The 12,920-nt window shown below is 47.0% G+C and carries 13 protein-coding genes; all 13 read right to left on the bottom strand.

Annotated features, from left to right (window positions below; genetic code table 11):
• Nucleotides 1–11: 11 nt before the first annotated feature.
• The gene (flhA, locus tag MSG34_RS10515; RefSeq protein ID WP_048664306.1) at nucleotides 12–2,111 is read right to left on the bottom strand and encodes a flagellar biosynthesis protein FlhA; all 2,100 of its coding nucleotides are present in this window, start codon (nucleotides 2,109–2,111) and stop codon (nucleotides 12–14) included.
• Between the two features lie 212 nt (nucleotides 2,112–2,323).
• Nucleotides 2,324–3,454 carry a flagellar biosynthesis protein FlhB gene (flhB, locus tag MSG34_RS10510; RefSeq protein ID WP_017064116.1) on the bottom strand — a complete coding sequence of 377 codons (1,131 nt, stop codon included), beginning with the start codon at nucleotides 3,452–3,454 and terminating at the stop codon, nucleotides 2,324–2,326.
• 9 nt (nucleotides 3,455–3,463) lie between these two features.
• Nucleotides 3,464–4,246 (bottom strand): flagellar biosynthetic protein FliR, encoded by a 783-nt coding sequence (gene fliR / locus MSG34_RS10505; RefSeq protein ID WP_017060672.1) that lies wholly within the window; start codon nucleotides 4,244–4,246, stop codon nucleotides 3,464–3,466.
• Nucleotides 4,247–4,252: 6 nt separating this feature from the next.
• Nucleotides 4,253–4,522: a flagellar biosynthesis protein FliQ gene (gene fliQ / locus MSG34_RS10500; protein WP_029235191.1), complete on the bottom strand. Its 270-nt coding sequence runs from the start codon at nucleotides 4,520–4,522 to the stop codon at nucleotides 4,253–4,255.
• A gap of 11 nt (nucleotides 4,523–4,533) precedes the next feature.
• Nucleotides 4,534–5,463 (bottom strand): flagellar type III secretion system pore protein FliP, encoded by a 930-nt coding sequence (gene fliP, locus MSG34_RS10495; RefSeq protein WP_082242291.1) that lies wholly within the window; start codon nucleotides 5,461–5,463, stop codon nucleotides 4,534–4,536.
• Nucleotides 5,450–5,890 carry a flagellar biosynthetic protein FliO gene (gene fliO, locus MSG34_RS10490; RefSeq protein ID WP_050635194.1) on the bottom strand — a complete coding sequence of 147 codons (441 nt, stop codon included), beginning with the start codon at nucleotides 5,888–5,890 and terminating at the stop codon, nucleotides 5,450–5,452. The genes fliP and fliO overlap by 14 nt, the downstream gene beginning before the upstream one ends.
• Nucleotides 5,890–6,300 carry a flagellar motor switch protein FliN gene (gene fliN, locus MSG34_RS10485; RefSeq protein ID WP_004739851.1) on the bottom strand — a complete coding sequence of 137 codons (411 nt, stop codon included), beginning with the start codon at nucleotides 6,298–6,300 and terminating at the stop codon, nucleotides 5,890–5,892. The genes fliO and fliN overlap by 1 nt, the downstream gene beginning before the upstream one ends.
• Before the next feature lie 29 nt (nucleotides 6,301–6,329).
• On the bottom strand, nucleotides 6,330–7,373 hold the full coding sequence (gene fliM / locus MSG34_RS10480; RefSeq protein WP_017631770.1) for a flagellar motor switch protein FliM: 1,044 nt from the start codon (nucleotides 7,371–7,373) through the stop codon (nucleotides 6,330–6,332).
• Nucleotides 7,374–7,380: 7 nt separating this feature from the next.
• A complete protein-coding gene (gene fliL, locus MSG34_RS10475) occupies nucleotides 7,381–7,869 on the bottom strand; it encodes a flagellar basal body-associated protein FliL (RefSeq protein WP_050635193.1) in 489 nt (162 codons plus the stop codon).
• 53 nt (nucleotides 7,870–7,922) lie between these two features.
• Entirely contained in the window at nucleotides 7,923–10,037 is a 2,115-nt protein-coding gene (locus MSG34_RS10470) for a flagellar hook-length control protein FliK (protein WP_122081967.1), read from the bottom strand.
• A gap of 182 nt (nucleotides 10,038–10,219) precedes the next feature.
• Nucleotides 10,220–10,657 (bottom strand): flagellar export protein FliJ, encoded by a 438-nt coding sequence (fliJ, locus tag MSG34_RS10465; protein WP_248337327.1) that lies wholly within the window; start codon nucleotides 10,655–10,657, stop codon nucleotides 10,220–10,222.
• A 19-nt stretch (nucleotides 10,658–10,676) separates the two neighbouring features.
• On the bottom strand, nucleotides 10,677–11,996 hold the full coding sequence (gene fliI / locus MSG34_RS10460; RefSeq protein ID WP_017060680.1) for a flagellar protein export ATPase FliI: 1,320 nt from the start codon (nucleotides 11,994–11,996) through the stop codon (nucleotides 10,677–10,679).
• Nucleotides 11,996–12,796: a flagellar assembly protein FliH gene (gene fliH / locus MSG34_RS10455; protein WP_017060681.1), complete on the bottom strand. Its 801-nt coding sequence runs from the start codon at nucleotides 12,794–12,796 to the stop codon at nucleotides 11,996–11,998. The genes fliI and fliH overlap by 1 nt, the downstream gene beginning before the upstream one ends.
• Between the last annotated feature and the right edge of the window lie 124 nt (nucleotides 12,797–12,920).

The raw sequence follows: 12,920 nt of genomic DNA, 5'->3' as shown, positions 1-12,920 counted from the left end.
AATTAGGCGGCTTAATTACCAACAGCTTGTACTATACGTATCTGCTTTTCGTCCGGTATCTCTTGGTAAGACAAGACTCTCAAGCTTGGGATCGTGTTTTTCACGAACTTAGCCAGAGTCGAACGTAACACACCAGAGGTCAATAGTACCGCTGGTTCACCTTTCAGCTCTTGCTCTTGCGTAGCGTGGCTGAGAGAGGTCTGTAAACGTTCGGCTAAACCAGGTTCAATACCAGCAGATTCTCCGCCGGATGCCTGCATGGTTTGATGCAAGATTTGTTCCAGCTCAGGAATTAGGGTTATCACTGGCAACTCTGGCTCTATACCATTGATTTCTTGAACAATTAATCGTTTCAATGAGATACGAACCGCCGCAGTAAGTATGTCAGGTTCTTGACTCTTACCTGAATACTCCGACAAAGTTTGGACTATAGTTCGAATGTCACGAATTGGAATAGCTTCATTCAATAGGTTCTGTAGCACTTTCACAACCACACCCAACTGCAATTGATCCGGTACAAAACCTTCCACCAGCTTAGGTGTTGAGCGGCTAAGCATCTCAAGTAAGTTCTGAACTTCCTCGTGACCAATAAGCTGTGATGCGTTGTTGGTAAGCAGTTGGCTAAGATGTGTCGCCAATACTGTAGAAGAATCGACAACGGTATAACCTAGAGCTTGTGCGTGTTCACGCTGCTCTTCACGAATCCATACCGCTTCTAATCCAAATGCAGGGTCGATTGTCGGCTCACCATCGATCATACCGTACACTTGGCCCGGGTTGATCGCGAGCTCCATGTCAGGCTTGATCTCAGCTTCACCTACTGCGACACCCATCAGGGTAATTCGGTAGCTGTTTGGTGTCAGCTCTAGGTTATCGCGAATGTGTACCGCTGGGATCAAGAAACCAAAGTCTTGAGACAACTTCTTACGCACACCTTTAACGCGTTCAAGCAGTTCGCCCCCTTGGTCTCTGTCAACCAAAGGAATTAAACGGTAACCCACTTCTAAACCAATAATATCGACAGGTTGAACATCATCCCAAGAAAGCTCCTTCTGAGAGCCTACTTCTCCATTCGCTTCAACGGTTGCCGGAAGATTAGGTTCTTCCGCCTTCTTTTTGTTTTTCTTATCGATGTAATACGCACCCGCGCCCGCAATAACAGCAAGACTCAAGAATGAGAAATGTGGCATACCCGGAACAATACCCATGATGCCAAGGATAGCGGCGGTGATCATCAAGGCTTTTGGATTGTCGAACATCTGGAAGACGAGCTGTTGCCCCATGTCTTCATCAGTATTTTGACGCGTTACCATCATTGCAGCTGCTATAGAAAGGAGCAGTGACGGGATTTGTGCAACCAGACCATCACCGATAGTCAGTAGCGTGTAGATCTCGATTGCTTCACCAAAACCAAGGTCAAACTGAGCCATACCAATGCTCAAACCGCCAATGATGTTGATGAACAAGATTAAGATACCAGCGATCGCATCGCCTTTAACAAACTTAGATGCACCGTCCATCGAACCGTAGAAGTCGGCTTCTTTGGTTACTTCAAAACGTCGCAGACGCGCCTGGTCCTGGTCGATCAAACCTGCGTTCAAGTCGGCATCGATTGCCATCTGTTTACCCGGTAACGCATCCAAGGTGAAACGCGCGCTTACTTCCGAGATACGGCCCGCACCTTTGGTTACAACCATGAAGTTGATGATCATCAGAATCAAGAACACCACTAGACCGACAGCGTAGTTACCACCGATAACCACGTTACCGAAGGCTTCGATCACGTTACCAGCAGCGTCACCACCTTCATGGCCATGGAGCAATACCACACGTGTTGAAGCAACGTTCAAGGCCAATCGAAGCAGAGTCGCAATAAGCAGCACGGTCGGGAATGCAGCGAAGTCTAAAGGCCTACGGGTATAAACCGAAACCAATAGCACAACCATAGACAGTGCAATATTAAAGGTGAAGAACATATCCAACAAGAAAGCTGGAATGGGCAACACCACCATAGCAAGCGTGGCAAGTACCATAACAGGCGCACCAATCGCAGGCATGGCACGGTTAGGGATTTTAGGTAGCTTGTCCGCAAAAGGCAGGGAGAATTTCATAAATCTAGACAGTTTCGCTATGTTGTAGCTCTCTGAAGAAGTGGATTAGATCTTAGTCAGGGCTGTTTTGCTATGGGCTTATAATGTTCAGGCTTACTACAGCAAACACTGTACCAACATCTCACGTCAAATTATCGCCATCACCTCTATAAAAGGAAGATTAGCTAGCTCGCTATTATCAAGGTTCATCACGCAGAGCTCAAGCAATTGATCTAATGACGTAAATCAGGTGGGATCGGCATATTAGAATCTTGCAGTTTTGGTCGCTCACCACCTCGTTTTCGGTACTGTTTAAGCTGGAAAACATATGCAAGCACTTGTGCAACTGCTGTAAACAGACCGTCAGGAATTTGTTGTTCTAGCTCAGTGGTATGATAAAGCGCCCTCGCTAATGGCGGCGCTGGAACGATATAGATGTCATTTTCACGCGCAATCTCTCGGATCTTCATCGCCATGTGGTCGACACCTTTAGCAACCACAATTGGTGCTTTGTCTTGATTCTGCTTGTAGCGCAGCGCCACTGAAAAGTGTTCCGGGTTGGTCACAATCACATCCGCTTGAGGGACATCAGCCATCATGCGACGCTGAGCCGCTTCCCTTTGAAGCATACGAATTCGGCCTTTCACTTCCGGCTTACCTTCAGTGTCTTTGAATTCGTCTTTGACTTCTTGTTTGGTCATCTTCAATTGATCGGCGTGTTGCCAGATCTGGAACGGGATATCAATCGCCACCACAATCAGCAGTGAGCAGCTGATCAACAGGATGAAATTGAGCAAGATATCCAAGGCATGAAAGATGTTCTGCGGGTACACATCCATACTCAGCTGCATTAAATCATGCTGAGAGGCTTGAATCAGATAAATCGCCATCCCCGATACGAGCGCTACTTTAAGAATAGACTTGAGCAGTTCAACCCAACTTTGCAGGCCAAACATACGCTTGATACCACTCAGTGGGTTGAGCTTAGACGCCTTTGGCATCGCCGCTTGCATTGAGAAGTTAATCCCACCGACACCCGCAGCGCCGATGACGGCAGCAACAAACAAGGTTATCAGTATCAAAAACAGCGGAAAAAGCAGGTTCACCAGTGCGCCACCAGCGATTTCAAGCAGCTTATTGGTGTCAAAAATTTCGTCGCGACTCAAAGAGAACAGACGTTGCATCGCCTCGAACAAAGCCTTCGCCATCGATTCGCCAAACCACATTAATGCAATCGCACCGACAATTAGTACCGATGCTGACGCCAGCTCTTTTGACCTTGCAACCTGCCCTTTCTCTTTGGCCTGTTGCAAGCGTTTGGGCGTGGCGTCTTCTGTGCGTTCTTGACCGTCTGACTCTGCCATTTCAGTCTCCTAGCAATCTAACCGGATTAGACGACATATCTGTTGTTCGCCCTGCATCCAGAATAGCTCATAGTGACTATACAAGCCGCCAAGGATGTACCAACAAAGTAACAGACCCACGAGTAGCGCAAATGCAAAACCCAAAGAAAAGATGTTTAACTGAGGTGCCGCACGCGTCATTACACCAAAGGAGAGGTTAATCGTTAGCAGCGCGATAATGCCCGACAAGGACATCGCCAATGCCGTTTTGAACATGATACCGAGCCACAATGCGAGCTCTCTGAAATCCACAGAGGTTAGAGAGCCACTGCCAATCGGCAAGGTCTTAAAACTAAACACCACCAGCTGCAGCATTTTCAAGTGACCATCGGTCGCCAAGAAGAACATGGTCGCTAGCAGCATGAACAGCTGACCAAGTACCGGCGTGTTTTGCCCGTTAGCCGGGTCGACCATTGAGGCGAAGCCCAAGCTCGATTGCATACCCAAGATCTGGCCGAGCATAACAAAGGTTTGAATCATGAACTGGGTAACAAAGCCCATGGCCACGCCAATCACGATTTGCTCAAAGACAGTCAGGAAGCCTTGAAAGGACAGAAGTTCAATCTCTTTGGGAACGGCCGGAATCGCAGGCATCACCGCAAAAGTAATCGCCAAACCTAAATACAGACGAATACGCGGAGACACAAAGCGTGCCCCTGTTACCGTCATCACCATCAGCATCGCTGAGATGCGAGTGTATGGCCAAAAATAATTGGCTAACCACTCTAGTACAAGGCTCGTTGGGTATTCCATATCGGTTTAATACAGAACTTGCGGCAAGCGTTCGATGAGCTCAAAAAAGAACTCCATCATCATCTGGGTCATCCAGTGTGCGAATAGCATCAACGCCAATAAGGTCACAATCAAACGCGGCAGGAAACTCAGTGTTTGTTCGTTGATTGAGGTCGCGGCTTGGAAAACGGCCACAACCAAACCGATCAGCAGGCTAGGAATAATGATAGCGCAAACCATGATTAGTACCATCCAAAGGGCATCTCGGAACAACTCTACGAATATTTCAGGATTCATTATTCCCCCAGCTACAAGGCAAAACTGCCGGCGAGTGTGGAGAGTATCAAGTTCCAGCCATCAACAAGAACAAACAGCATCAACTTAAACGGCAGCGATACAATCATCGGTGACAACATCATCATACCCATAGCCATCAATACCGATGCCACCACCAAGTCGATGATTAGGAAAGGCAAGAACAGCATAAAGCCGATTTGGAAAGCCGTTTTTAATTCCGATGTGATAAATGCTGGAATCAGAACCGCCATCGAAACATCTTCAGGGTTAGTCACTTCCGCACCAGAAATCTCAACAAAGGTTTCAAGATCTTTGATTCGAGTCTGTTTGAGCATGAAGGACTTAATCGGTTCTTGGGCAACATCAAATGCCTGTCGTGCCGATATCTGTTCATTAAGATAAGGCTGAACTGCTTGTTCGTTAACTTGATTAATCACTGGCGACATGATGAAGAAGGTCAAGAATATCGCGATACCAATAATGACTTGATTAGACGGTGTTTGTTGTAGACCCATCGCCTGACGCAAGATAGACATCACAACCACAATACGAGTGAACGATGTCATCAAAATCACCATCGCCGGCAAGAAGCCAAGCATGGTCATTAACGCGAGAATTTGCAGGTTAATCGAGTAGTCTTCACCGCCATTGGCATTGGTTGTCATGGTAAAGGCAGGTATGCCGCCACCATTGCCAGTCAAACTGCCCGTGGTCATGGTTGTCGATTTGGCTTGGTCTTGTTCCATCGTGCTGATAGTGACCGATTCCGAACCAGCAGTATTCGCAGGAATGACGGTGCCGTCTTCAGCTTGTGCAAATACCGACACACTGAATACGATTGAGCATAGGAGAATAAGCTGAACCAACATCACTGTCACCGCTCGGAAAGCTCCGGCTTGGTGAAAGTAAGAGGAGTTCAAAAGTCCGTTACTTGTTTGCATCTTTTTTTATTAGCTGGGAAAGCTGACTTGAAAATGTACTTTTTTCCAGCATCTCCTGAGTAAGAGGTTTATCGAGCTTAGAGATCAGCTGAATCGATTGTGTGGTAATCCCTACCAAGAACTGTTCATCTCCCGCTTGCACAATAGCGATACGCTCTTTAGTACCAACAGGGATTTGCCTAACAATCGCCAAACCTTGTTGATTCGACATCGCAGGCACTTGCATTCGCTTGAGTAGCCAAGCAATAAATAAAATGAAGGCTATAACGAAAATTAGCGACCCAAAGGTGGTCGCTAAATCGAGAGAAGGCGGTGTTGCTGCAAAGGCAATGGAAGGAACCGTTAATAGCCCTACTCCCAAGGTTCCTCGTAGCAGCCCTGTCATTCCGAGAGAAGAGCCCGCCAGTCTTTGAGACAAAAAGCGCATTAACGCAGCTTCTTAATTCGTTCTGTTTGGCTAATAACGTCAGTCAAACGAATACCAAATTTGTCGTTTACTACAACCACTTCACCGTGAGCAATCAGAGTACCGTTAACCATCACATCCAGTGACTCACCAGCAATTCGATCAAGCTCAACAACCGAGCCTTGGTTCAATTGAAGTAAGTTACGGATACTGATCTGAGAGCGGCCAACTTCCATCGAAATAGTCACTGGAATATCCATAATGGTATCCAGCTTACGACGCTCATCTTCAGAAATCGGAGATGATGAATCGGTTAGCTCATCAAGTGGTGCCGCAAGCACATCATCAACATCAATTGACGGCGCTGAAGGATCTTCACCAAGTGCTGCAGCCCATTCGTCTGCTAGCTTTTGATCTTCACTAGGTTCCATTACCAATTCCTATACTTTTATCTATTTTTCTATTCGTCATCATCGCTGTTTTCGAGTTCAGACATTAAGTCTTTACCTAGAAAAGCGAGATCAGTTTTAACCACATGGGGTCTTTGAATTTTTTCCGAAATCTGAACTGCAAGCTTCTCACCAGAACGGCCCATTTTCACACGATAAGTCGGCAGTTCTTCGACAAACATGGTTGCGTGTTCAGGCATGTTCATTGGGATAACATCACCAGGGCGTAGCTCCATCAGATCACGAAGGGAAATATCTTGCTCTAGCAAATTCACACGGAAGTTGACGGGCACATCCATGATCTCATCACGCAGTGCGGTACTCCAACGAACATCGGTTTCCATCTTGTCTGATTGAACACCCGCATCAAGCAATTCACGGATCGGCTCAACCATGGAGTAAGGCATGACAACGTGGAAGTCACCACCACCGCCATCTACTTCAATGTGGAACGAACTCACAACAATCACTTCGGTTGGGCTCACAATGTTCGCCATACTTGGGTTCACTTCAGAATCCAAGTATTCAAACTCAACCCCCATCACTGGAGACCAAGCTTCTTTGTAATCTTCAAAAACAATTTTCAGCAGTAACTGAATGATTCGTCTTTCAGTAGGCGTGAATTCACGACCTTCAATCTTGGCGTGGAAACGACCATCACCGCCAAAAAAGTTCTCTACGAGAATGAAAACCAGACGAGCTTCCATGGTGATGAGTGCCGTACCTTTCAGTGGACGGAAACGAACCATGTTTAAACTGGTGGGTACATACAATGTGTTTTGGTACTCACCAAACTTCATCATTTGTACGCCGTTGATCGACACTTCAGCCGTTTTACGTAACATATTAAACAAGCTGATACGCATATGACGTGCGAAACGCTCGTTAATAAGTTCAAGGGTCGGCATTCGACCACGGACGATTCGATCTTGAGATGAGAAGTCGAAATTGACCGCATTGTCATTTTCGGTTTCTAAGACATCTTCAACTTCTTCAACATCATCAACGCCATGTAACAGCGCATCAATTTCGTCTTGGCTTAATAAATCGGTCACAAATTACCTATTGAATTACGAAGTCAGTGAATAACACTTTTTCAATCACAGGCTGGCCAACAGCTTGAGCCAGGCTTGCTTTAATATCTTCTGTTGCCTTGTCACGCAGTTCAACTCGTCCGGTTGGTGAGCGCAATTGATCGACCGTTGCCGAAGCAAACGTGGCCAATAGCGTACTTTCTACAAGTGGAGAGTGGTAACGAGCTAGGTCTTCATTCTTACTGCCACGTACCATGAGCTGTGCTTTTATCTGAACTAGGCGATCTTTTTTGTCACCTGTCACATTAAACAAGAAGGGCTGTGGAATATTAACATACATAACAGGCTCTGCAGCGACCACAGCCGTTGTTGGCTGAGACTGAGATTCAGAGGCGCTATCGTCAGAACCTAAGAAAAAGTACAGCGCACCACCTATACCAAGCAGTAACACGACTACGGCAATAATGATTATAAGGAGCTTGCTCTTCCCTTTAGGTGCATCTTGTTCTTCTGCCATACTTTACTCTAACTTCCTGTTCTTTCGATTAACTAAGCGTTCTTAGCCTGATATTAGGCATAATAACTAATTCCATCACGCTTTGATGCGACATTCAATTCAAGATTGCTGCCACTATCAAGGTTTTCATCACCTTGCGTATCATTTGTGCGGTTAGCGCCGGATTGTTGCTCACCATTGTTGTATCTATCTTGTCCCTGACCGGAGTTCTGTTGTTGAACAGACGAATCGGCAAGCTGCAGACCTTGCTGAGCAAGCATCTCTCTCAAGCGAGGTAAGGTTTGTTCAATCACATCTCTCGCTTGCTGATTACTCACCGTAAAGTGCACGTTTGCCACGTCATTATTCATGGTCATGCGGATTTTCATTTGGCCCAGTTCTGGTGGGTCGAGACGGATGTCCAAGTTCTTGAGGTTCTTAGACATCATCATTTGTACTTTTTCAGCCACTTGCTCATTGGCTAGCTCTTTGGTGAGCTGTAAAGGTGCTTGTTGAGCAGCTTGAATTTCAGCTCGCGTAGGTGCTGAACCCACCGTTGCCGTACCTTGTGCACCAGCTGCAGAAGCGATCTGCTGAGCAAAGGTTGAATCTTTAGAATCTTCTTTAGCACCCGCTTTACCCAAACCAGACAGTGCTGCTGCACCGGCGCCCGCTTTAAGAAGCGTATCAGTCGAGCCGGCTTTTGTGGCAGCTGGCGTTGCATTCATCGCCATACCTTGCGCGGTTAAAGCTGGATCCAACGTTGCTTGCTGCTGAGGTGAAGCCACATTAGCTTGTTGAGCTGCATGTGCATTATTGGCGTGCAGCATTGCCGCCTTTTCCGTAAGAGCATTGTTTGCTGATTGAGAAGCAGCCTGCGCTGACACTTGTTGTGCCGCCGTCGCTACAGCTGCTGTTGATGCTGCCGCAGCTAAGGCTTTAGTTTCGCTTGAATCCGTATTATCCCAATCGATAGCAGCGGGTTCACCAGACGCACTGTTCGCAGCCGGAGCTTGACTTAGCAGAGCTGTTGCTTGTTGTTGAACGTTTGCGAGCTGTTGATTCAACAGGTCTAGGTTAGAGCTCGCTTTAGCCAAAGCGGCTTGCTCATCAACAGTCAACTTAGCACCACTTTGTTGCTTCTGAAGCAAGCTATCGACAACAGACTGCTCTGATTCGATTTGTCCATTCAATTGGTTTAGCGCTTTGGTATGGGCATCTACTTGCTTTGCCAGTTCAATATCCGCGGCTGATAATGCTTGACTCTGATCGGCAGCAACCGCACTAGCTGCATTCTTTTGGCTCAGCTCTCGGCTCATACTGGCTTCAATTTGTTCTGGAGTGACGCCTTTATCCATCAACTGTCGAATTTCAGTATCAGTAAGCTGAGAAACACCCTTACCTCTGGTAAGTACAGCGATTTCAGAATCGACTTCAAGGCTCTTCTCTTGATTTGCAACCTTAGCTTGTTGTGTCGCCTTATCCGTAACGGAAGCTCCTGCAACAGAAGCACCGGTGATATTACCTTGGGCTTGATCTGCCTGACCTTGCTGAGGCAAGCCTTTGCCGTTTGGCGCTTGATTTAGAGTTTTGTTTGCCTCGTCCAATTGACCAAGCAATTTATTGCCTTCACTCATCGCTGCATTGGCTTGCGATGCCTGCGCAGCACCATCTACCGTTGATGAACCCTGATTTTGGGATTGAGCAATATGTTCTTTAGATTCGTTAGTTGTAGCCTGCGCATCTTTACCATCTACCTTATCTGCGACAGTCTTATCAGCGACAGTGCTATCAGTGCCCGAATTGGCTTTGAGCTGAGCCTCAGATCCAGACGCAACCTCTGCTGATGTTTTATCAGCAGCTTTCTCGTCTTCTACTTCTGAAGCTGCTTGCTTGCTTTGCGCTTCGCTCACTTCGTCAGTAGCCTTTGATTCAGCTGAATCACCTTTGTTCGTTTCGGCTGACGCTTCACCTTCGGTAGAGGCCTGTTTAGTATCAGGTTTCGCGGTGCTTTCTGTGTCTTTTACTGCGGCTTTACTGCCACTTTCTTCAAAGCCAAGCGCTTCTTTAAAGGACTCAAAGAAACCTTTAGAATCGCCGGTTTCTTCTACCTTGGAAGAGGCAGAACCGGTGTCCAACAACGATGACGTTTTGTTGGTCGCTGAATTTGAGGAAAGACTAACATTCATATATACAAGCTCTATCTACTAGCTTTGCTGCCATGAATCAGGCAACAAAAAGAAAGTCGGATGCTTTTCATGCCTTTGGTGGGCATAACGCGCAATTTTATATAAAACGGAGCAAGAAACATGCCTATAAGTTCGGTTCTCACAATATCGAGAACAGCGCTTACGTCATTCGTGGCTTAGGATCACATCTTCTTTCGGCTGTATAACAGAGTCGAGAACTCATCCATTTGCTTTTGTTCTCTTTGATCTTGCAGCTTTGCTTTCTCTTTCTGCTTTTTCTCCATCAACCACTCGTAGGATTTACGTTTTTTTCGTAACTCCATCCAGTAGCCTTGGCAGTTGTCGACTTGATTTTTAAAGTGGTGCTCGGCTTCTCTCTGTTTGGATAATGTCTCATCCAACTGAGTTAAGAAGCGGTTCAGGTGACCATATTGGCTCGCCGTTAAGCCAGCCTTACCGCGATCAACGAGCTGCTGACAGTAATCCAGTCGATACTTTTCAATCTGCGCAACTTGCTCATAGTAACCTTGCAGCTCAGAGTTCGCTTTGTTGAGCGCTAGTACGGCTTGGTTCTCTTGATCTTTGGCTTGATCGAGCAAAAATTCTAATGCGTTATCCATGACTAACCTTATTCACTCGTTAGCCACCCAAGACATGCTTCAACATGTTGACGCACATGTCGTATGGGACAGTTTCTTTCATCTTCTGCTGCAAGTACTCATCCAGTTTTGGCTTCAACGTAAAGGCACTATCGATTGCTGGATCCGTTCCTGGCTTGTAAGCGCCAATCGAAACCAAATCTTGGTTTTTACGGCAGATAGACAGCACTTGCCTTACCGCTTTCGACATCAAGACATGTTCTTCAGTGGTGATTTGCGGCATAACACGACTGACGGATTTCTCAACGTCAATCGCAGGATAATGACCAGCATCAGCCATCTCACGAGATAACACAACGTGACCATCGAGAATTGCTCGCGACGCATCCGCAATCGGATCTTGTAAGTCATCGCCTTCGGTTAACACGGTAAAGAAAGCCGTGATAGAACCTTGTTCATCATTGCCGTTGCCTGCTCGTTCCACCAGCGCAGGAAGCTTAGCGAAGACTGATGGCGGATAACCTTTGGTTGCTGGCGGCTCACCAACAGACAGAGCAATTTCACGCTGAGCTTGAGCAAAACGGGTCAATGAATCCATGAGTAGCAGAACATCTAAGCCTTGGTCGCGGAAGTACTCGGCGACAGCCAACGCGGTTTGACAGCCTTTTAAGCGCATCAATGGCGATGAGTCGGCAGGAGCGGCAACCACAACCGAACGTTTACGGCCATCTTCACCAAGAATCTCTTCAATAAACTCTTTAACTTCTCGTCCACGCTCACCGATTAAGCCAACAACAACCACTTGTGCAGTAGTACCTCGAGTCATCATCCCCAGCGTGACCGACTTACCTACACCAGAACCTGCAAACAGGCCGATACGCTGCCCTTTACCCACGGTTAGCAAACCATTAATGGCTTTCAAGCCGACATCGAGTGGCTCAGAAATCGGTTTACGTGCTAACGGGTTGATTGGTTCCGCATTAAATGAAGCGCGTTGCTCGGTATAGATTGGACCTAAACCGTCGAGTGGATTACCAACGCCGTCGATCACTCGACCGAGCAGTTCCATTCCAACAGGGATACCACTTTCGGTGGTCATTGGTGTGACGCGAGCGCCAGGTAAGATCCCGGTGATTTGTTCACTCGGCATCAAAAATAGGTTATCGCCAGAGAAACCGACGACTTCGGCTTCCATCTGACCAGACATGGTTTCAACTAGGCACAAGCTGCCGATTGGCGCTTTACAGCCGGTCGCTTCAAGCGTTAAGCCAACAACTCGTACTAACTTACCTGAGGCAATCGGTCGCGATTTTAACCCTTCGACTTTGTACTGACTGAGACGGTTCGCTAACTCAAGCATTACTCATGACCCTGGTGACGATTTGCGCCGCAGAAGTTTTGAATGACGTTCTTTACGCGATCTTCCATACGGTAGTTAACGCTCGACTCACCCGCTTCGATTTGCACGTCACCACGATTAAGTGCCGGCTCTGCCACCAACGTCCAATTACGGCAGTCCAACTCAGTTTCGCCATACGCAGAGCGAATGATCGCCACATCTTCTGGGTTAAGCTTCAATGTGATTGCGTGACCAGAGATCGGTAACGACTCTACCGATTCTTTAACGGTATCTAATATTATTTGTGGGTTGGTTTGCACTTCAACATGAACCACTTCTTTGACCATAGTAAGCACCATGTCGACCAATTGCTTCTCCACCTGAGCGTTCATCAGCTCTAATGGTTGAGCAAACTGGTTTGCCAGCCCCATGAAGACGGCCACTTGTTGTTGAATGTATTCTTGACCCGCGGTTACGCCTTCAAGCTTGCCGGCTTCGTTGCCTTCTTCGTGACCTGCGGCAAAGCCTTCTTCTTTGCCTTTTTCATAGCCTTGCTTAAAGCCCGCCTCTTGGCCTTGATGCAGCCCTTCCTGATAAGCGCCTTGTTTAATCAGCTCGATTTGCTCTTCAGTCAGAACCAGCTCTTCATCTTCAATGGCTTCTTCAACCGTTGGCATCCAACTAGGGTCGTAGTTAAAAGCGGTTTCTTTGGCTTGTTTGCTCACGTCAGAGGTGTAGTCAGGCAGCCCCCATTTCTGAGGTTGGGCAACCGTATTATCTTCTTCAGGGCGAAGGAAGCCGCGTTTTCTATCACCTGACATATCAGTACCTATCTATGAGTGAGCTTAACTGTATTGTGAATTCAAGCAGTTAAACTGAGTTAATCTGTGGTTCGAGATTGGATAAAGAAAAGCCCCAACAGTGTGGGGCTTTTGAGGTTTCTGT

The sequence above is a fragment of the Vibrio sp. 1CM2L genome (assembly GCF_023161695.1).
GTDB lineage: Bacteria > Pseudomonadota > Gammaproteobacteria > Enterobacterales > Vibrionaceae > Vibrio > Vibrio coralliirubri.
Note: the sequence above shows the minus strand (reverse complement) of the source record. Positions and strands in the feature narration are given on the sequence as shown.

Coding starts and splice junctions, on each gene's coding strand:
- MSG34_RS10470 (WP_122081967.1), bottom strand. CDS start 10,037: ATGAATGTTAGTCTTTCCTCAAATTCAGCGACCAACAAAACGTCATCG.
- flhA (WP_048664306.1), bottom strand. CDS start 2,111: ATGAAATTCTCCCTGCCTTTTGCGGACAAGCTACCTAAAATCCCTAAC.
- fliR (WP_017060672.1), bottom strand. CDS start 4,246: ATGGAATACCCAACGAGCCTTGTACTAGAGTGGTTAGCCAATTATTTT.
- fliJ (WP_248337327.1), bottom strand. CDS start 10,657: ATGGATAACGCATTAGAATTTTTGCTCGATCAAGCCAAAGATCAAGAG.
- fliN (WP_004739851.1), bottom strand. CDS start 6,300: ATGGAACCTAGTGAAGATCAAAAGCTAGCAGACGAATGGGCTGCAGCA.
- fliP (WP_082242291.1), bottom strand. CDS start 5,463: ATGCAAACAAGTAACGGACTTTTGAACTCCTCTTACTTTCACCAAGCC.
- fliI (WP_017060680.1), bottom strand. CDS start 11,996: ATGCTTGAGTTAGCGAACCGTCTCAGTCAGTACAAAGTCGAAGGGTTA.
- fliL (WP_050635193.1), bottom strand. CDS start 7,869: ATGGCAGAAGAACAAGATGCACCTAAAGGGAAGAGCAAGCTCCTTATA.
- fliQ (WP_029235191.1), bottom strand. CDS start 4,522: ATGAATCCTGAAATATTCGTAGAGTTGTTCCGAGATGCCCTTTGGATG.
- fliO (WP_050635194.1), bottom strand. CDS start 5,890: ATGCGCTTTTTGTCTCAAAGACTGGCGGGCTCTTCTCTCGGAATGACA.
- fliH (WP_017060681.1), bottom strand. CDS start 12,796: ATGTCAGGTGATAGAAAACGCGGCTTCCTTCGCCCTGAAGAAGATAAT.
- flhB (WP_017064116.1), bottom strand. CDS start 3,454: ATGGCAGAGTCAGACGGTCAAGAACGCACAGAAGACGCCACGCCCAAA.